Raw genomic sequence first — 19,696 nt, 5'->3', positions numbered from 1 at the left:
TGTGGATTTTAATCCTATAACTCTTTCCACCAAGGCCCGAACTCTATTCCGGCTGTTCCGCCGGGCGCGGGTCCTGGTCCATCGTCCCCCCTCCCATGGCCTGATCACGGGTCCCGCTGCCGGCAACCCTTGCCTCACAAGGGTCGGCGCGGGCCCGTGTTTCTTCGGGCCTTTCCCCCATCGCTGCCCGACATGCGGCCGGACCCTGTTCCGGCAACCGCGACGGCTGCCATCATGACAGGAATGAGGTCCCAGGATGTCCACCGACATCGAGAAATCGTTCGTGAAGCAGTATGAACGCGAGGTGCATGAGGCCTATCAGCGCTTAGGTTCGAAGCTGCGCGCCACTGTGCGCTCCAAGAACAATGTGAAGGGCGCCAGCACGGTCTTTCAGAAGGTTGGCAAGGGCGTGGCCAGCACCAAGTCGCGCCATGGCAATGTCCCGGTCATGAACCTGGACCATGGCACCGTCGAATGCAGCCTGGCCGATTATTATGCCGGCGACTGGGTCGACAAGCTGGATGAGCTGAAGACCAATATCGACGAACGCAGCGTCATCGCCAATGCCGGCGCCTATGCGCTGGGCCGCAAGACGGACGAGCTGATCATCGGTCGGCTGGATACCGGTGCCCGCTATGCCGGCGGCGATACGGACGGCCTGACCAAGGACAAGGTCCTGGCGGCGTTTGAAATGCTGGGCGGTGCCGACGTGCCCGATGATGGGCAGCGTTACGCCGTGGTCGGCTGGAAACAGTGGAGCCAGTTGCTGGGGATCGAGGAGTTTGCCAATTCCGACTATGTCGGCGATGGCGAGCTGCCCTGGCGCGGGACCCAGGCCAAGCGCTGGCTGGGCACGCTGTGGATGCCGCATTCGGGCCTGACGCTGGGGTCCGGCAATGTCCGCCTCTGCCACTGGTACCACAAGACTGCCGTGGGCCATGCCAGCGGGGCCGATGTGACCAGCGACATCACCTGGCACGGCGACCGCGCCGCCCATTTCGTCAACAACATGATGTCGCAGGGGGCCGCCCTGATCGACGCCACCGGCGTCGTCACCCTGCGCTGCAAGGAGTAACCGCCATGGCCTTTCAGCCCCGCGACCTGTCGGTCCTTGCCTATGCCAATGGCTTCACGCTCTGGCATTACGCCACGCCGGATGCTCACACGGCGGTGCGTGTCGCCGGTTACTTCAACCCTGCCAGCCACATGATGCGCCTGGGCGACATGGTCCTGGCCAATACCGGTGTGGGCACCACGCCTGTCGCCGGCATCCTGCTGGTCAATGCCAATAGCGGCGGCGTGATCGACACCGCCGACCTGACCCAGGTGGGCGCGGCGGATACCGATTGATCCGTCGCCGCTCGCTCTCTTCTTCGTCATCCAGGCTTGCACCGGGATGACGGGAGAGGGGCGGGAAAGCAGGCAACCCAATGGAGTCCCCCATGGCCTATTCCGCTGTCGGGCTGTGCGCCCGTGCATTGTTGAAGATCGGGGCGAACCCGATCACGTCGTTTCAGGACGGCACCGCCGAAGCGGAACTGGCCGCTGCCCTGTATGCCCCCACCCGCGATGCCCTGCTGGCCGCCCATGGCTGGAGCTTTGCCACACGGCAGGTGCCGCTGGTCCGGCGGGCCGATCCGCCGCCCGCCGATTTTGCCCATGGTTTCGCCCTGCCGGATGATTTCCTGCGGGCCTTGTCGCTGGGCAGCGGTGGGCGGGGGCGGGGTCTTCCCTACCGTATCCAGGGCAAGGACCTGCTGGCCGATGCCGATGCGGTCACCCTGACCTATGTGGCGCGTGTCGCGGAAGGTGGCTTCCCCGCCTTCTTCGATGCGGCCCTGATTGCCCGGCTGGCGGCGGAATTCTGTGTGCCGCTGACGGAGAATACGTCGCGGGCAGAGGTTCTCCAGAAGCAGGCCGAGGCCGAGTTCCGCCGCGCCCGCCTGACCGATGCCTCGCAGGACAGCCAGGACGGGTTCACCGATTTCACCCTGATTGAGGCCCGCCTGTCATGACCCGCCTGAAAGCTGTGAAGACCAGCTTCACCGGCGGCTGCGTCAGCCCCGACTTGCTGGGAAGGGGCGATCTTGCCGCCTTTGAAAACGGGGCGCTGACCCTGACCAACGTTCTGATCGAACCGACGGGCGGCATCACGCGCCGGCCCGGCACGGGCTTCATCGCCACCGTGTCGGGGCCGGGCCGCCTGATCCCCTTTACCTTCAGCAGTGAGCAGACGCACCTGCTGGTCTTGACCGACCGTCAGGTGTCGGTGTTCGGCGATGATGCCCTGCAGGCGACCTTGCCCGCCCCCTGGACCCTGGCACAGCTTGCCAACCTGACCTGGGCACAGAGCGGGGATGTGCTGCTGGTCTGCCATCCCGATGTGGAGCCGCGCCGCATCAGCCGGCGCGGTCCCGGCCACTGGACGGTCGAGCCCTGGGTGTTTGCCGACGAGGAGGGGCGACCCCGCATCCCCTTCTTCCGCTTTGCCGATGCCGCCATCACGCTCACCCCCTCGGGTCTGACGGGAAGGGTGCGGCTGCGCGCCTCCGCCCCCGTCTTCATGCCGGCGCATGAGGGGGCGCCCTGGCGCATCCACCGCAAGCCGGGGCGCATCGCGGCGGTGCGGTCGGCGACAGAGGCGGAGATCGACCTGGCCGACAGCCTGCCCCACACCAACCCCACCGCCGACTGGGACGAGGCCTCGTTCAGCCCGCAGCGCGGCTGGCCCCTGTCGGTGGCCTTCCACCAGGACCGGCTGGTCATTGGCGGGTCACGCGACCTGCCCAACCGCCTCTGGCTGTCAAAATCCGGCGACCTGTTCAATTTCGATCTGGGCGAGGGGGAGGATGACAGCGCCATCGAATTCGCCATCCTGTCGGATGAGGTGAACCCCATCCGCGCCGTCTATTCCGGGCGGCATTTGCAGGTTTTCACCACGGGCGGTGAATGGGCCGTGACGGGCGTACCCCTGACCCCGTCCGCCATCCGCCTGGACCGGCAAACCCGGATCGGCAGCCCGTCCGACCGCGCCATTCCGCCGCAGGAGATTGAGGGCGGGACCCTGTTCGCGGCGGGCGACGGGTCGATCCGCGATTTCCTGTGGACCGATCTGGAACAATCCTATTCCGCCGCCGACCTGACCCTGACCACACGGCCCATCCTGCCCGGCACGGTCGATATGGAATATGACCGCCGCCGCCGGCTGCTGCTGGCGGTGCAATCGGACGGGACCCTGGCGGTGCTGACCCTCTACCGCAATGAACAGATCCGCGCCTGGGTGCGGCTGGTCACGGCGGGCCGCATCCTGTCCACGGCCCTGGTGGGCCGCCATCTCTACTGGCTGGTGGACCGCGATGGCCGTGTGGCGGTGGAGGTCTGGGACGACGCAATGCATGTCGATGCCGGCCTTTCCGGGTCGGTGGACAGCCCCACCGCCCGCTGGTCCGGACTGGACCATCTGGACGGGCGCGATGTGGCGGTGCTGGCCGATGGCGCCGTGGTGACGGTGACGCCCGTCGCGGCGGGGCGCATCCGCCTGCCCAATCCGGCCACCCAGGTCCAGGCGGGGCTGGCCTTCACGCATGAGATCGAACCTATGCCGCCCAATCTGCTGGCGGCAGAAGGACAGGGACGGCGTGCGCGTCTGCTGGCGGTGACCTTCCGGTTGAAGGATACGCCCGCGCTGCGCGCCGACCTGGGGCGGGGGCCGGTGGAGGTGCCGTTACGGCGCGCCGCCGGCCCCGCGCTGGCCATGGACCCGGCCCCCGGCTTCACCGGCGACCGGCGCCTGACGGCCACCGGCTGGCAGACCAGCCGCGCCGGCCCCCCCTGGCGCATCGTAGAGGAAAGGCCGCTGCCCTTCACCCTCCTGTCCGTAACCCATGAGCTGAAGGTGAACGAATAATGGGCGGCATCACCACCCCGGCCCTGATGGTTCTGGGCCATTCCGGTGTCGGCAACAGTCTGATCAGTTCGGCGGACAGGCTGGTCGGCACCACCAACACGGCCAAGGACCTGCTGGGCATCACCAAATCCCGGCGCCGGAAAAGCGAACGCCGCGTTCTGGAAACCGAAGAGGCTGCCGACAATGCCGATCTGGCGGCCCGGCAAGCGGCGGATCTGGACGATCTGCAACAACGCAACGCCCGCACGGCAGCGCGCATCCAGGCCCAAAGCGAGATCGACGAACGCCACCGCCGCCGCGACCTCCGTCAGGAAACCGGCAGCCTGAGGGTATCCCTGGGTGCGCAGGGCATCAGCAGTGCCGATGGATCGGGCGAGGCGGTCATTCTGGGCCGGGAACGCGCCGCCGCCGAGGCGCGCGACGATGCTGCCCGCCTGGACGCCCTCAAACTGGCGGGCCTGTCGGAGGAGGAGACGGCGCTCAAACGCCGCAATCTCCTGGACCTGACGCGCCAGCAGGAACGCCAGCGTCTGGAACGTCTGGCGCGGGGTTTGTGACCAGCCGGACGGATGTCGCATGCGGGCATTCGCTCTTATGCGACCTACGAAGCCCACGACCCGTCGTAGGTCGCATAAGCGTAGCGCATGCGACGCCCCACAACGACACCCCGAGATCAAGAGGCCCCCATGCCCACCGCCCCGATCCCGGCGGCCAGCCCTGTCGCGCAATTTGTCGCCGACGGGGTGGTCAGCCGTTTTGCCTTCACCTTCCCGATCTACGCCCCCTCCGACCTGTCGCTCTATCTGGACGCTGCCCCCTGGACCAGCGGTTACACGCTGGAAGGGCTGGGGGATCCGGCGGGTGGGGCGGTGCAGATGGATGCGGCACCGCCCGCCGGCACCCTGGTCACCATTGAGCGCCGTGTCGTGCTGGACCGGCAGGCGGATTTCCTGGAAAGCGGGCCGCTGGCAGCCCGTAGCCTGAATGAACAGCTGAACCGCCTCACATCCATGGTGCAGCAACTGGCGGCCGATCAGGCAAGGATGCTGCGGGCGTCCGCCACCGACCTGCCAGCCTCCTCCCTGCTGCCCGACCGGGCCGTCCGGGCAGGTGCTGCGCTGGGCTTTGATGCGTCGGGCAATCCCATGGCCTTGCCCCTGGATAGTCTGCCCGCCGCCGGCACCATCGCGGCGCATGGCGCCGGGGCCGTCACCCGTGCCGTGGCGGACAAGCTGCGCGATGTCGTGACGGTGCGGGATTTCGGGGCCGTTGGCGATGGGGTCAGCGATGATACCGGCGCCATCCTGGCCGCGCTCGCCGCCCACCGTTCCGTCTTCCTGCCCGCCGGCACCTACCGCACCAGCGCGCCCATCGTCCTGTCCTATGGCCAGACCCTGTATGGCGAGGGGGAGGGCAGTGTCATCCAGGCCCGCGCCGCCGCCTACGACCCCGTCAACCTGCCCACATATCCCAGTATGTTTAATGCGGTCGAGATAGTGGACGGCTACGCCAGCCTGCGCGACCTGCGCATCGTGGGTGGTGCCACAGGCGTCAAGCTGTTCGGGCGTGATGGGCCGTGCGTGAAGAATGTTGTGGAGAATCTGTCCATCTGGGACAGCATCAACGGCATCGTCCTGGACGGCTATCACGACACCAACCGGCCCTGTTACTGGAACCATGTGGCCCGCATCCTGATCGCGCGGCCCCAGGCGCAGGGCGTGTTGTTGACGGTCGAAGGCGACGGCGACACGCCCAATGCTAACAAGTTCCAGGATGTGCGCGTCTATTCCCTGTCCGCCCCCATCAGCGGCTGTGGCTTCTTCATTTCCGCCGGGCGCTTCAACAACAGCTTCACCGATTGCGAGGCCAATCTGCATCCGGGTGGACAGGCCTGTCTCCGGCTGGGCGCGGCCACGGATCAAAACCTGATCGTGAATTTCTACGCCGAAAGCCTGGGCGCCCTGCCCGGCATCCGCATCGACAATGGCAGCCAGAACACCAGCATCGTCAACCTGTTCAGCGCCACCGGCGGGCAGCCGATCTGGGACACCTCCTCATCCCGCGCCTATACGGCGATCAATGCCGGCTACCCGCTGCGCAACCTGTTGAAGGAAACCCATGTCACCGACCTGCGGGTGGAGGGGTTCAGCGTTGACACGAATTATGTCGAGCCGGCCAGCGGCGGGCTGGTCAATGCCGACCTTTCCTCCATCACGCATCTGGTCTCGGCCTTTGGCGGGGCTGTGGAATTCCGCCTGCCCAAGGCCGACACGGCCAATGGCCGCATCCTGACCATCAAGAAGACCGACAGTTCGGCCAACCCGGTTACCGTCACCGAACTGGGCGGGCCGGGGCCGGACGGGCGGCCTGTCTTGCTGTGCAGTCGTTACGACCATGTCAGCGTCGTGTCCAACGGGGCGGGATGGTGGGTAACGGCGCGCACCGGACAGCCGGGCAATGCCGAATTCCGCGATACTGCCGGCCTGTTCGAACCCGACCTGATGAAGGACCTGTACCTGATCAGTGGCGGCGATGGCCCGGTTGAGGTGCGCCTGCCCAACCCATCGGCCACGCAGGCCGTGGGCCGGCGCATTACTATCAAGAAATCCGACACATCCGACGCCATGGTCAGCGTCACGGCGGCCACCGGCACCGGCCCCGATGGCCGGGTGTGGAAACTGGCGCGGCAGTTCGAACAGGTGACGGTTTTCTCCAACGGTGCCGCCTGGTGGGTGACATCGGCCAGCCGCATGCCGGCAACGGTGCATTTCCATGAGGCGGCGGGCCTGTTCCAGCCCGACCTGGGCGCCGAACATTATCTTGTCTCCGCCTATGCCGGCGTGGTGGAGCTGCGCCTGCCGGCCCCAGCGGCTGCCAATAGTGGCACGCGCCTGACCGTGAAGAAGACCGATCCGTCCACCAACATCGTTAATGTCACCAGCGGTGACGGCAGCGGCGGCCCCGATGGTGGGCCCAAGACCCTGACGGCGCAGTATGACGGCATGACCCTGCTGTCCAACGGTGCCGCCTGGCACATTCTCGGGCGAACGTGATGGGCACCGCCGGGGAGGAGGAGAAGGACGACTTTATCGGCTTTCTGGATCGCTGGAACCTTGAGCAGGGCATGACCACCCCGGCCCTGCACGCCGATATGGCCGGCTGGCTGGAAAGCCGCTGGCGGGCGGGATCGCGGGAGTTGCTGTTGCTGGCCTTCCGTGACAGCGGCAAATCCACGTTGATCGGGCTGTTCTGCGCCTGGCTTTTGTATCTGGATGCCAATCGCCGCGTCATGGTGCTGGCCGCCGATACGCATCTGGCCAAGAAGATGGTGCGCACGGTCAAGCGCATCGTGGAACGCCACCCGCTGTGCCAGGGCATGAAGCCCGCGAAACCCGAACTTTGGGGGGCCGAAGAATTCGCCATCTCCCGCGACAAGGTGGGCCGCGACCCCTCCATGGTGGCCAAGGGCATCACCGCCAATGTCACGGGCAGCCATGCCGACATCGTGGTCTGTGACGATGTGGAAGTGCCCAACACCTGCGGTACCGCGGAAAAGCGGCTGGAGTTGCGGCAAAGGCTGGGAGAGATCGCCTATGTCCTGTCACCGGGCGGAACCCAGCTCTATATCGGCACACCGCATTCGTTTCAGTCGATCTATAGCCGCCGCGCTTGCGTGGAGGAGGGGGAGGAGGTGCCCTTTCTCGATGGGTTCGACCGGCTGGAAAAGCCGATCTTCACCGGGGATGGTGACAGCGCCTGGCCAGACCGGTTCCCGCCAGAAGCGATTGAGCGCATCCGCCGGCGCAGCAGTGTCAATAAATTCGCCAGCCAGATGCTGCTGAAGCCCGTTTCGCTGGAGGATGGGCGGTTGGATGCCGACCGGCTGATCCCCTATGGCTGGGGCCTGGAACCGCCGATGTTGGCAAGGCCCGGCTTTGTTCTGGGTCCCCACCGGCTGCGGTCGTTGCGCGTCTGGTGGGACCCGGCCCTGGGCCTGCGCGACAAGAAGCGGCGCAAGGCGGGGGACGGGTCCGTCGCTGTCCTGCTGGGGGAGGATGGGGAGGGAAGGTTCTTCATCCACCGCGCCCTGTACCTGACTGTGCCGTCGGGGTCGGAGGAAGAGGCAGGCGCCGCGCAATGCCGCGAACTGGCAGCCCTGGTGGCTGAAACAGGTGTCGGCCTGATCCATCTGGAGGTCAACGGCGTCGGTGCCTTCCTGCCCGAGGCCCTGCGCCGGACCCTGCGCGAACGGGAGTTGGGTAAGGTCACGGTGCGGGAGGAAAGGTCGGTGCGGGCCAAACTTGACCGCATCCTGGGCAGCATCGACGGCCCGCTGCACGCCAACCTGCTTTACGCCCATGACAGCGTCATTGCCGGCCCTCTGGGTCGGGAGATGCGGGAATGGCGACCGCGCGGGCGGTCCCATGATGATGGTCTGGATGCCCTGGCCGGCGCCATCGCCGCGTGCGCCCGCCAACGCCCCGACCATACCCGCCAGACCGGGCCGATCCAGGCCCAGACCGATTTCGATCTGTAGATGCAGAACAGGAGAGGATGATGACACGACCGTCACTGACCCCGGTAACCGAGCCCACACCCGCCGGTCCCGATGCCGCGCTGGATGCGCTGGCCCGTGCCATCTGGGCTCATGGCCGTGATCGGGGCATTCGTGCCATGGAGGCGCTGGCCGCCACAGCCATCAACCGCCGTTACCGGTCGCCGGGCCGGACATTGGCCGATCTCGTGCGTGATCCGGCCCTGTTCGCGGCCTGGGACCCCAATGATCCGCGCCATGCAGAGATGCAAGCCGTGGACAGCACTGATCCGGCCTTTGCCGCCGCTCTGCGCGTGGCGCGCCGGGCCATGGCCGGGGCCGATGGCCTTGTCGGTGGGGCCGATCATTTCGTGGATGATGCCCAGCCGCTGCCCGACTGGGCATCATCCCTGACGCCGACGGCAAGCCTCGCGGGGTTCAGCTTTTACCGCGCCTGAAAAAGAAATGCCGTCCCTTCACGGAGAAGAAGGGACGGCATCAGTTTTCCTCTGGGAACAAAAAAGAGATACGAAGAAGCAGAAAGCAGAAAACAGAAGTAAAAGCCGTTCAGTCAGCGGCGCGCAGCATGGCTGTATAGACAGCCATCACCGTCTCGATACTGATATTCCCGGCACGGGCACCGGCCGTCAGCATCTCCTGCGTCGGCTTCACGGGTACGGCGGTCAGGCCGCGAATTCCCATTTGTTCCACTTCATTCAAAGCGAAACGCATCCGCTCACTGAGCATGCTTTCATTGACGTCCTGGAACATGCGGGCCGCGTCCTTCATGGCGGTTACTCCTGACCCTGGTGGGGTGGGCCGCTGGTCGCAACATCGGCCCGCCCTGTGGATGTTCAAATACTGGCGCAGCTTTCGGCCCGGCACCACTGTTCAGACGTATAGTTTGGGGTATTCATCCAATACATAACCTTTCGCGCGGTCTTTCGCGCCGATGGCATTCCTGGCACGGATCATGGCCGTGCTGGCAGTCGCCCCGCTTTCAGATTAGGGTGGCGTCCATCCTTTTGTCTTTTGAACGAAAACCATGGCATCCCCCATCTTCCATATGTGCCGCGCCGATGAATGGCAGACGGCCCAGGCCCTTGGCCGTTATGACGGATCGTCCCAGGACAAGGCCGATGGCTTCATCCATTTCTCCACAGGCGCGCAATTGCCGGAAAGTGCGGCCAAGCACCGGACGGGGCAGACGGGCCTGCTGCTGCTGACCGTCGATCCCGATGCCTGCGGTGCGGCGTTGAAGTGGGAAGCCTCGCGCGGGGGGCAGCTTTTCCCCCATCTTTATGGCCCGCTGCTCCCCAGTGCCGTCATCCGCGTCGATCCGCTGCCGCTGGGCGATGATGGGTTGCATGTCATGCCGGCGCATGTGGCCGGCGGGGGGCTGTGATGGTCGATCTCTATCCCCTGGCCCGCCCGTTCCTGATGGCGATGGATGCCGAACAGGCCCACAACCTGACCATCGCGGCCCTGAAAACGGGTCTGGTCCCCGGCGGGTCACGGCGTGACCCGGATGTGCTGGCCACCCGCGTCTTCGGCCTGGATTTTTCCAATCCCATCGGTCTTGCCGCCGGCTTCGACAAGAATGCCGAGGTGCCGGACGCCATGCTGAAGCTGGGCTTCGGTTTTGTCGAATGCGGCACCGTTACCCCGCGCCCGCAGGATGGCAATCCCAAGCCGCGCCTGTTCCGCGTGCCCACCGCCAAGGCCGTGATCAACCGCTTCGGTTTCAATAACCAGGGCCTGGACGTTTATGCCGCCCGACTGTCGGCGCGGGCAGGACGGCCCGGTATTGTTGGCGCCAATGTCGGCAAGAACAAGGATACGGTGGACGCGGCCAGCGACTATATCGCCTGCATCCGCCGCGTGGCGCATCTGGCCAAATATCTGGTCGTCAATGTCTCTTCCCCCAACACGCCGGGCCTGCGCACCCTACAATCGCGCGACGCGCTGGCCGATCTTCTGGGTCAATGTCTGGCGGCACGCGCAGAGACGGGGGCCACGCCGCCCCTGCTGCTGAAAGTGGCTCCCGACCTGACGGATGAGGACAAGGCCGATATTGCCGCCGTCGTTCTGGACAGCGGTATCGATGGCCTGATCGTCTCTAACACCACCCTGGCCCGCCCCGCCGCCATTCCGCCCACCCTGGCGGCAGAAGCCGGTGGCCTGTCGGGCCGCCCCCTCCTGGAACCCTCCACCAAGGTGCTGGGCGAGTTCTATCAGTTGCTGGGCGGAAAACTGCCGCTGGTGGGTGTGGGGGGTGTGTCGTCTGGTGCCGATGCCTATGCCAAGATCCGGGCCGGTGCCAGTTTGGTGCAGTTCTACTCCGCCATGGCCTATCAGGGTCCGGCTCTGGTGGGCCGGATCAAAGCGGAACTGGCGCAACGCCTGACCGATGACGGCTATGCCCATGTTGCCGACGCGGTCGGGGCGGCACATCGCAAGGGCTGATTGAAGGCCGGCGCCTGAGGGAACGGTTTAGGGAGGTGCGCGCATGAACTGGTTCCGCCATCTGGTGTTTGCCGCCGTCTATGTCGCCCTGGCCCTGGTTGTGGCGCTGACCCTGCCCCTGTCGGTCGGCGGCATGGACGGGCATACGGCCTTGCTGTTCGGCATTGCCATCCTGACCTTTGGCGGGCTACTGCATGAATTCTGGGCGCGCCAGGATGAACGCAGCCGCCTGGAATCCCGCATTTGGGACCTGGAGGCGGTGGCGGAGGAGATGCGCCTGGAACTGGATGCCCTGCGCGGCCATTCCGGCGCCCTGCCCGCCGACCCGCCGGAGGTGGCGGCGGTATTGTCCGAAGCGCGCGTGCTGGAACGGCTGGCCCACCGCCTGCCTGCATCCGGCCCGCGCCCGGCCGCCGGACCTGATGCCGGCCCCCTGTTCGCACCGCAACCCCTGCCGGCCGATCCCGATGCCGTCCTGGACCATGTCCGCACGGCGTTGCGCACCGATCATGTGGATATCTTCCTGCAGCCCGTCGTCAGCTTGCCTCAGCGCAAGCATCGTTATTATGAGCTGTTTTCCCGTATCCGGGCCGGGGTCGATGCCGATGGCAAGCCGCGCTATATGCTGCCCGAACAATATCTGGGCGTGGCGGCAGAGGCGGGGTTGATCGCCACCATCGATAATCTGCTGCTGTTCCGCTGTATCCAGCTGCTGCGCGAGACGGAGAAGCGGCACCAGAATGTCGGCTTTTTCTGCAACATCTCCGCCGCCACCCTGAACGATGCCGCCTTCATGCGGGAATTCGTTACCTATATGGGGCAAAGCCCGAACCTGGCGACCAAGCTGGTGTTCGAACTGTCGCAGGATGATCTGATGCAGGGCGGCCTGTTCGCCACCGGCTTTCTGGACGGGTTGCGGCGTCTGGGGTTCCATTTTTCCATGGATCAGGTGGTCAGTCTGGATCTGGATTGGAACGAGCTGGCCCGCCACGAAATCCGCTTCGTGAAGCTGGACGCCGCCCGCCTGCTCGACCCCGACAGCCGCTTTGCCGACCCGCGCGCCGTGCGTGAACTGCGCCAGCAGCTGGACCGCAACAATATCGACCTGATCGTGGAAAAGGTGGAGACGGAAGCCCAGCTTCTGGAACTGCTCGACCTCTATATCGATTTCGGCCAGGGCTACCTGTTCGGCGAACCCAGGCTGGCGAAGAAGCAGACGGCGGGCTGACCATTCATGGAGTGGATGAAACACCCTATGAAAAACTGTTTCACCTTGTTGCACGGGGCGCGAAATCGGGACCGATGGTCTGGCCCGTGCCTACCCGCGCCCCTCCCGCCGCCAGGCCAGCACCAGCATGCCCATGGCCAGCAGCAGCACCGGCAAGGCCGGCAGCAGCGGGGTCTGCGTCACGCCGGTGACGACATGGTCGCCATTGCCGCGCAGGCCCAGCCAGCCGGAACCGGCGGCGTCGCGGTCGGGGCGGACGCGGCGAATGATGGGCACGGACGACCCGTCCCCTTCCAGCCAATAATAACCGCCACCGGTGGCCTTCAACGCCGGTTGCAACGGGTCGGGGGTAGAACGGACATCGGCCAGTTCCGGCGGGTTCACGGCACCCACAACCGCTACCGCTGACTTCTCCCCATCGCTCACCCGCCAGATGCCGGGTTCGGACGCGATCAGGGTGCCCACGGCCTGACCCGTGCCGCTATCCCGCATCTCCACCTGCGTTGCCTGATCGGCGGGGGAGGTGACGGTGACGGGCCTGGTATCGGGTTCCAGTGACCGGCGGGTGATGGTGATGCGGCTGCCATCCACGGCGGTGCGCAGGTCATTCTCTTCCAGCTCCGGCTCCTTCATCAGCCAGTGGGCCAGACGGCGCAGCAGTTCGGCCTGCGGTCCCCCGCCTTCATAGCCGCGTGACCAGAGCCAGAAATGATCGGATGAAAGCTGCGCCACGCGGCCCTGGCCCACCCGGTCCAGGATCAGCAGGGGCCGGCCCTCCGCCCCCGACATGACGGTGGCGCCCTTGTCGGCGGTCACGTCGATCTGCCGCATCCAACGGCCCCAGGGACCAACCCCGTCGGCAGCGTCGGTCAGGCCCGCCGTCACGGGATGGCGCTTGCCCACCTCTGTCACCGTCGGCTTGAACGGCTCCTCCAGCACGCGGCCCGTGGGTTCGGCGGGCAATATGGTGCCGATGGGGGAGCGGTAGAGCGACATGGGCGTCGCGAAGGTTGGGCCACTGGCTTCCAGGAAGGCGCCGCCACGCTCCACATACTCGGCGATATTGGCTAGGTACATGTTGTTGATGACGCCGCGCTTCTTGTAGCGGTCGAAGATGATCAGGTCGAATTCCGACAGCTTCATCTCAAACAGCTCGCGGATCGGAAAGGCGATCAGCGACAGCTCGCGGATGGGCGTGCCGTCATTCTTCTCCGGCGGACGCAGAATGGTGAAATGCACCAGATCGACGGCGGGATCGGCCTTCAACAGGTTGCGCCAGGTGCGCTCCCCCGCATGCGGCTCGCCCGACACCAGAAGCACGCGCAGCCGGTCGCGCACGCCATTGACCACGACAGCAGCGCGGTTATTGGCCAGCGTCAGTTCGCGCCGCCCGGCCTCTGCCGTCAGTTCAACGATGTTCAGCCCGCCATGGTTCAGGGGCAGGGTGATCGGCACCTCCTGTCCCACAGGCACGGCCATGCCGATCGGGTCCTGCCCGTCCTGGCGCAGGGTGACGGATGCCACCTCTCCGTCGGCAGCGGCGGGCAGGTCATCGATGCGGATGGTGAAGGTGATGTCCTTGCCGACAATGCCGAAGCTGGGCGCCTGTACGATGGTCAGGCGGCGGTCGCCCTCATCCTTGTCACCCGTCAGCAGGGCATGGACCGGCCCGAAATCGGCCAGCGAGGGCAGGGTGGATGCCACGTCATGCACCTGCCCGTCGGTAATCAGGATGGCCCCGGCCAGCCGACCGCGCGGCACATCCGACACTGCCCGCGTCATCGCCTCCATCAGGCGGGTTTCCTCCACCTCCGCTTCACCGCCGGTCCCACCGCCGGCGCGCACCACCCGCACCTCCAGGTCGGGAAAGCGTGACAGCTTCTCCTGGATCGCGGCGGCTGCCTTCTCGGTGCGGGCGGTGCGGTCGCCGATCTTCTGGCTGGGCGACTGGTCGATGACGACCACGGCCACATCCTTGATCGGCTCCCGCTTCTCGGTCACCAGCGACGGGTTGGACAGGGCCAGGACCAGAACCAGCAGCCCACCTAGGCGCCACCAGCCGCCGCGCGCCCGGCGGTACAACCCGTAACCGGCGATCAGCACCGCCAGCAAGGCCAGCGGGATCAGGGCGGCCCAGGGGATCAGCGGGGCAAAGGCAATGTCCTGCCCGATCATTGGCCCAGCCTTTCCAGGATGGCGGGCACATGCACCTGATCGGCCTTATAATTGCCGGTCAGGGCATACATAACCATATTGATACCGACACGATAGGCAATCTCCCTCTGTCGTTCCGGTCCCGGAACAACGGGATAGAGGGGGCGGCCCCGTTCATCCATGGCCCAGGCGGCGGCCCAGTCATTGGACCCGATCAGGACGGCAGAGACGCCGTCATTGCTGGCATTATCCTCCCGCGCCTCGGCCCACAGTTCGCCGCCGGCATAGCGTCCGGGGAATTCCCCCAGCAGGTAGAAGGCCTTGGTCAGCACATGTTCGGGACCGACAGGGGCCAGCGGCGGGATATCCAGCCCGCGCAGCAGCGCCTCCAGCCCCGGCCCACCCGGCCCATCGCCAGCGGCGCTGGGCGTACGGGTATCGATCAGGACCATGCCGCCCTGGCGCATATAGGCGTTCAGGCGGTTGCGCGCCGCGTCGGACAGGTTGGTCTGCCCCTCCGTCACGGGCCAGTAGATCAGGGGGAAGAAGGACAGTTCGTCATTGTCCAGATCGACGGGCATGGCACCCGCCACCTCCACCGCCGTGCGGTCGGCCAGGACCCGGCCCAGCCCTTCCAGGCCAGCCTTGCTGACCCCGTCCACGGCCCCGTCGCCGGTACGGACATAGGCCAGCCAGTTCTGGGCCGTCGCCTCGATGGCGCGGGCATCGTCGGCCCGTGCGTCGCCCATGGCCAGCCCGCCTGCCAGCAGCAGGGCTAGACCGGCGGCGGCACCCCGGCCCAGGCCCGGCAGGCGCGGCAGAAGCCCGCGCAGCGACAGCGCGATCAGCAGATCGATCAGGCCCAGGATCAGCGCCATGGTCAGCAAGGTCGGCTTCAACTCAGTTTCACCGCCGGCAGCGTACAACCCCTTGGGCACGCCCGCCAGCAGCGCATCGGGCGTGGTCATGGCCGGGATGGCGGGCGACAGGTTCAGGGCGCGGGGCGATTCGGCGGGACCGTAATATCCCGGCGGATGACGCGGGCTGATTGGCCCGCCCAGATCGGTGGCGGCCAGAGGGAAGGTGGTTCCCGCCGGATCGGCCAGCCGCCCGAACCCGTCCAGGATGGCGCGCGGGGCCAGCATGCCCGCCGCCTCCCCGCCCTCAACACCGGCGGAAAGGGCGACCACCCGGCGCAGCATATCCACATAAAGCCCTGACAGGGCCAAGTTGGACCAGTCCGGCCCGGCACTGGTATGGACCAGGACCAGGGCGCCGCGTCCACGCCGTTCGGCGGTGACCAGCGGCGTGCCATCGGCCAGCCGGGCCCAGGTGCGGGACGCCAGATCAATGCCGGGTTCGGCCAGGACCTGTCGCTTCACCGTCACATCGGCGGGCACGGTCAGGCCGTGAAAGGGGCTGTCATCGGCAAAGGGCGACAGGCCGGCGGGATTGTCCCAGGACAGGGCCCCGCCCAACGCCCGGCCCCCGGCGCGCAGTGGCACCGGGACCAAAGCGTCGGCATTTTGCGCCAGGCGCGGGCCGGCAAAGCGCAGCAGTACGCCGCCACCCTCAATCCAGCTTTGCAGCCGCGCGATCTCCACTTCGGTCAGCGACCCGACATCGGCCAGGATCAGGACCGACAGGGTGCGGTCCAGCAACTCCCCGATCTCGCCTTTGCGCAGTTCGGCATAAGGGGAAAGGGCGCGTTCCAGGTAATAGAGATCAGACAGAAGCGGCTGTTCGCCCGCCGCCCGGCCGGAGACCAGCCCCACGGGCCGGCGCCGCCAGCGCTCATCGGTCAGCAGCACGGCACCGGCTGTGTCCTGGCCTTCCAGGCGCAGGCTGGCCAACTCGTTGCGCAGTTCAGTGGGCAGATCCAGCGGCACCTCCACCCGGCTTTCGCCGGTGGGCAGGGTGGCGGTAGCAGCCCCCAGCAGCCGGCCATCCGCACCTTGCGCCCGCAGGGTGATGGGCAGGGGCAGGCTGGTTTCCGACCGTTCGATGGGCACGCGCAGGCTGGCGCCGTCCAGCACGGGCTGACGGATCAGCAGGGCCGGGCGTTCCTGCCCGTCGCCGCGTACTTCCAGTGCGCCCAGACGGCGCAGGTGGGTCACCAGATCGGCGGCGGCGGGATCGGCGATGCCCGCCGGGCTGGCCGTGACGACCCCATCGCTGAGCCAGACGATATAAGGCGATCCCTGCGGCTTGAACGCCTGCCTCAGTGTCTGCAAGGCGGCGGCCCGGTCCACAGGCCAGGGATGGGGCGCCATCGTCTGCGCCACCCGCTTGGCGGCATTGGCCGGCATGGGGCCGGCCAGTGCGGGGTCGTCGCCATTGGGGGAGGGGGCGGTGGCCAGCAGGGTGACGGTCCGTCCCTGCCGGTCGGCCTGATCGATCAGATTGTCCATGGCCGACAGTCGCGCCGGCCAATCCCGCGCCGCCGCCCAGCCATTATCCACGACCAGCAGCAGCGGCCCCCCCCCCGGCAGCGTGGCCGCCGGGTTCAGCAGCGGGCGCGACAGGGCCAGAATGACCAGGGCCGCCAGTACCATGCGCAGGATCAGAATCCAGAGCGGCGTACGGTTCGGTGTCTCCTCCCGATGAACCAGATCGGCCAGAAGGCGGATGGCGGGAAAGCTGATGGTGCGCGGGTTGGGCGGCGTGACCTTCAGCAGCCAGTAAAGCAGCGGCAGCGCCACCAGCCCCAGCAGCAGCCAGGGGGCGGCAAAGGCGATGGGACCCAGGTTCAGCATCGGCTCACCCTTCCCCCGAAAGGGCCGTCCACAGCGACAGCAGGGCTGTCTGCGGCGGCTTGTCGGTGCGGTGCAGGGTCAGGGTCCAGCCGGCGGCGCGCGCAATGGCGGCCAGACCGTCGCGCTGTGCGGCCAGCCGGTCCAGATAGGCCTCGCGCACGCCATCGACACGCGGCACCAACAGCGATCCTTCGCCCTCCAGCCCCTTGAAGCGCACCCGCCCCTCGTAGGGCAGGGTCTCCTCACCGGGGTCCAGCACCTGCACCAGATGCCCGCGCACCCCGCGCGCGGCCAGCCGCGCAACCGCGCCCTCAATCTGGTCCAGCGGGGACAGAAGATCGCCGATCAGTACGGCCTGGGCATTGCGGGGCAATTGAATGGCGGTCGGCGGCAGGCCGGCGCCTTCATTGAAATAAATCTGCCCCGTCAACCAGTCGGCCAGGCGCGGCAGGATGGAGCGGGCGGCGGATGGCGGCACATCGCTGCCCGCCAGTTGCACCCGCTCACCCCCGCGCAGCAGCAGGGCGGACAAGGCCAGGGCCAGAAGATCGGCGCGGTCGCGCTTGGTCGACAGTTCCCGCCCCGACCGCCAGTTCATGGACGGGCTGTCATCGCGCCAGATCCAGACGGTCTGGGCGGCTTCCCATTCATTCTCGCGCACGAAGACATGGGCGGATTTACCGGTCTGGCGCCAGTCGATGCGGTTATAGGCGTCGCCCGGCTGATACCGGCGGAACTGCCAGAATGTCTCCCCCGTTCCCACCCGGCGCCGCCCATGCGCCCCTTGCGCCACGGTCGCCGCGATGCGTTCGGCGGCGACCAGAAGGGCGGGCAGATTGCGGGCCAGATCCTCCGCCCGGTGCTGGGCGCGGATGGAGGCGGGCGGATGGCGCGTATCCATGGCGGTTACGCCAGCGGTGCGCAAAGCTGATCGATGATGGCGTCCAGCGTGATGCCGTCGGCCCTGGCCGCGAAGTTCAACGCCATGCGGTGGCGCAGAACCGGCTTGGCAAGGGCGATGACATCATCCAGCGACGGGGTCAGCCGCCCGTCCAGCAAGGCGCGGGCGCGGGCAGCTAGCATCAGGGACTGCGAGGCGCGGGGACCGGGGCCCCAGGCGACATGGCGGCGGACAATGTCCAGGGGGCTGCTGTCGGGCCGTGCATTGCGGACAAGATCCAGGATGCCGTCCACGATACTATCGCCCACCGGTACGCGGCGGACCAGGGCCTGGGCCGCGATCAAGTCCTGCGGCGTCAGCACTGCCGTGACGGTGCCGGCATCGGCCCCGGTGGTGGCGATCATCATGCGGCGTTCGCTGTCGCGGTCGGGATAGTCCACATCCACCTGCAACAGGAACCGGTCCAGCTGCGCCTCAGGCAGCGGGTAGGTGCCTTCCTGTTCCAACGGGTTCTGGGTAGCCAGCACATGGAAGGGGCGGGGCAGCGGGTGATAATGGCCGGCCACCGACACGCGGCCTTCCTGCATGGCCTGCAACAGGGCCGACTGTGTGCGCGGGCTGGCGCGGTTGATCTCGTCCGCCATCAGCAATTGGGCAAAGACGGGGCCGGGGATGAAGCGGAAGGCGCGCCGTCCATCGTCGCGTTCCTCCAGCACCTCCGAACCCAGAATGTCGGCAGGCATCAGGTCGGGCGTACATTGCACGCGGCGGTCATCCAGGCCCATGACGGTGCCCAGCGTTTCAACCAGCCGCGTCTTGGCCAGACCCGGCACGCCGATCAGCAGCAGATGCCCGCCGGCCAGCAAGGTGACCAGCGACAGGTCGATCACGTCCTGCTGACCGAAGATGACGCGTCCGATGGCCTGACGCGCGGCGGCCAACTTGTCCCCCAGCGCCTCCACATCCCGCAACAGCGCCTGCGGGTCGCTATTGCGCCCGGCCTCCGTTGAATTCAGCACCATCATCATCCCTTCAAACCCGAACAACACCCGTATGATGGGTGTAATACCCTGGGTACCAGAAGCTTGGCATCACGACTATGTTATCAATGCGGCATGAAGACCGCGACTGACAGAGCTGGATGGTCCAATCCACCATGACGGAATGCAAGCAGAATAGGCATGCCAATGCCGCCCCGCACGATGGGGCCAATGAAGCCGACGCCGCGCTGAAGGCGCTGGGTGGTGGTGCGCCCCGCACGCCCAGCGCGGAGGATGAAGCCTATCCCATCGTCATCCGTGCCGACGGCACCTGGACCTATCACGGCAGTCCCATCGGGCGGCTGCCGCTGGTGAAGCTGTTTTCGACCGTGCTGCGCCGGGACCAAGCGGGCGATTACTGGCTGATCACGCCGGCCGAACGGGGCCGGATCAGCGTGGAGGACGTGCCCTTCGTGGCTGTGGGCCTGGGGGTGCAGGGGGAGGGGCCGAACCAGTCCCTGACCTTCACCACCAATCTGGAGGCCAGCGTCACCGCCGGCCCCGACCATCCGATCCGCGTAGTGACCGATCCGGCCACCGGCGAACCGCGCCCCTATATCCGCGTCAAAGGACCGCCGGAGACACCGTTGGAAGCGCGGATAAACCGTGCGATCTTCTATGATCTTGTCGAACGGGCGGAACCCGGTGAGGCCGGTGATATCGGCGTCTGGAGCCAGGGGATATTCTTCTCCCTGGGCCGGGTGGATTGA

At 66.8% G+C, this 19,696-nt stretch carries 17 protein-coding genes; 12 read left to right on the top strand and 5 right to left on the bottom strand.

The annotated features are described in order from the left end of the window. Positions 1–256: 256 nt before the first annotated feature. From ACT6Q8_RS13030 to ACT6Q8_RS12995, 8 genes are all read left to right on the top strand, one after another. Positions 257–1,075 carry a phage capsid protein gene (locus ACT6Q8_RS13030; RefSeq protein WP_054168552.1) on the top strand — a complete coding sequence of 273 codons (819 nt, stop codon included), beginning with the start codon at positions 257–259 and terminating at the stop codon, positions 1,073–1,075. Between the two features lie 5 nt (positions 1,076–1,080). Further along, positions 1,081–1,350 carry a hypothetical protein gene (locus tag ACT6Q8_RS13025; RefSeq protein ID WP_054168551.1) on the top strand — a complete coding sequence of 90 codons (270 nt, stop codon included), beginning with the start codon at positions 1,081–1,083 and terminating at the stop codon, positions 1,348–1,350. Positions 1,351–1,442: 92 nt separating this feature from the next. Next, the gene (locus ACT6Q8_RS13020; protein ID WP_444732756.1) at positions 1,443–2,015 is read left to right on the top strand and encodes a hypothetical protein; all 573 of its coding nucleotides are present in this window, start codon (positions 1,443–1,445) and stop codon (positions 2,013–2,015) included. Continuing rightward, on the top strand, positions 2,012–3,907 hold the full coding sequence (locus ACT6Q8_RS13015) for a hypothetical protein (RefSeq protein WP_444732757.1): 1,896 nt from the start codon (positions 2,012–2,014) through the stop codon (positions 3,905–3,907). The genes ACT6Q8_RS13020 and ACT6Q8_RS13015 overlap by 4 nt, the downstream gene beginning before the upstream one ends. Further along, positions 3,907–4,464, top strand: a complete 558-nt coding sequence (locus tag ACT6Q8_RS13010) for a hypothetical protein (protein ID WP_444732758.1) — start codon at positions 3,907–3,909, stop codon at positions 4,462–4,464. Before ACT6Q8_RS13015 ends, ACT6Q8_RS13010 begins: the two co-directional genes overlap by 1 nt. Positions 4,465–4,593: 129 nt before the next feature. Next, on the top strand, positions 4,594–6,960 hold the full coding sequence (locus tag ACT6Q8_RS13005; RefSeq protein WP_444732759.1) for a glycosyl hydrolase family 28-related protein: 2,367 nt from the start codon (positions 4,594–4,596) through the stop codon (positions 6,958–6,960). Further along, positions 6,960–8,444: a phage terminase large subunit gene (terL, locus tag ACT6Q8_RS13000; protein ID WP_444732760.1), complete on the top strand. Its 1,485-nt coding sequence runs from the start codon at positions 6,960–6,962 to the stop codon at positions 8,442–8,444. The genes ACT6Q8_RS13005 and terL overlap by 1 nt, the downstream gene beginning before the upstream one ends. Positions 8,445–8,461: 17 nt before the next feature. Next, positions 8,462–8,899: a cell wall hydrolase gene (locus ACT6Q8_RS12995; RefSeq protein ID WP_444732761.1), complete on the top strand. Its 438-nt coding sequence runs from the start codon at positions 8,462–8,464 to the stop codon at positions 8,897–8,899. A gap of 109 nt (positions 8,900–9,008) precedes the next feature. On the opposite strand, the gene ACT6Q8_RS12990 is transcribed toward ACT6Q8_RS12995, so the two are convergent. Next, positions 9,009–9,230 (bottom strand): hypothetical protein, encoded by a 222-nt coding sequence (locus tag ACT6Q8_RS12990; RefSeq protein WP_156344644.1) that lies wholly within the window; start codon positions 9,228–9,230, stop codon positions 9,009–9,011. Positions 9,231–9,486: 256 nt separating this feature from the next. Here ACT6Q8_RS12990 and ACT6Q8_RS12985 point away from each other — a divergent pair, with 256 nt between their 5' ends. Genes ACT6Q8_RS12985 through ACT6Q8_RS12975 form a run of 3 tightly spaced genes read left to right on the top strand, consistent with a single transcriptional unit; the run spans position 9,487 to position 12,135 of the window. Further along, positions 9,487–9,846 carry a DUF952 domain-containing protein gene (locus ACT6Q8_RS12985; protein ID WP_054168544.1) on the top strand — a complete coding sequence of 120 codons (360 nt, stop codon included), beginning with the start codon at positions 9,487–9,489 and terminating at the stop codon, positions 9,844–9,846. Then, positions 9,846–10,907: a quinone-dependent dihydroorotate dehydrogenase gene (locus tag ACT6Q8_RS12980; protein WP_444732762.1), complete on the top strand. Its 1,062-nt coding sequence runs from the start codon at positions 9,846–9,848 to the stop codon at positions 10,905–10,907. The genes ACT6Q8_RS12985 and ACT6Q8_RS12980 overlap by 1 nt, the downstream gene beginning before the upstream one ends. A gap of 43 nt (positions 10,908–10,950) precedes the next feature. Next, positions 10,951–12,135, top strand: coding sequence for an EAL domain-containing protein (locus ACT6Q8_RS12975; RefSeq protein ID WP_054168542.1), 1,185 nt, complete (start codon positions 10,951–10,953; stop codon positions 12,133–12,135). 90 nt (positions 12,136–12,225) lie between these two features. Here ACT6Q8_RS12975 and ACT6Q8_RS12970 read toward each other — a convergent pair whose 3' ends face one another. The 4 genes from ACT6Q8_RS12970 to ACT6Q8_RS12955 are packed head-to-tail and all read right to left on the bottom strand — an operon-like array spanning position 12,226 to position 18,971. After that, the gene (locus ACT6Q8_RS12970) at positions 12,226–14,310 is read right to left on the bottom strand and encodes a hypothetical protein (RefSeq protein WP_444732763.1); all 2,085 of its coding nucleotides are present in this window, start codon (positions 14,308–14,310) and stop codon (positions 12,226–12,228) included. After that, complete coding sequence (locus ACT6Q8_RS12965) at positions 14,307–17,045, bottom strand: DUF4159 domain-containing protein (RefSeq protein ID WP_444732764.1); 2,739 nt, start codon at positions 17,043–17,045, stop codon at positions 14,307–14,309. The genes ACT6Q8_RS12970 and ACT6Q8_RS12965 overlap by 4 nt, the downstream gene beginning before the upstream one ends. A 4-nt stretch (positions 17,046–17,049) precedes the next feature. Continuing rightward, a complete protein-coding gene (locus tag ACT6Q8_RS12960; RefSeq protein ID WP_444732765.1) occupies positions 17,050–17,946 on the bottom strand; it encodes a DUF58 domain-containing protein in 897 nt (298 codons plus the stop codon). Between the two features lie 5 nt (positions 17,947–17,951). Continuing rightward, a complete protein-coding gene (locus ACT6Q8_RS12955) occupies positions 17,952–18,971 on the bottom strand; it encodes an AAA family ATPase (RefSeq protein WP_054170538.1) in 1,020 nt (339 codons plus the stop codon). 116 nt (positions 18,972–19,087) lie between these two features. Between ACT6Q8_RS12955 and ACT6Q8_RS12950 the strand changes: the two genes are divergently transcribed. Further along, positions 19,088–19,696, top strand: a complete 609-nt coding sequence (locus ACT6Q8_RS12950; RefSeq protein ID WP_444739390.1) for a DUF1285 domain-containing protein — start codon at positions 19,088–19,090, stop codon at positions 19,694–19,696.

It is taken from the genome of Niveispirillum sp. (assembly GCF_052437035.1).
In the GTDB taxonomy this organism is placed as follows: Bacteria; Pseudomonadota; Alphaproteobacteria; order Azospirillales; family Azospirillaceae; genus Niveispirillum.
This window is presented reverse-complemented; position numbering and strand designations above follow the sequence as displayed.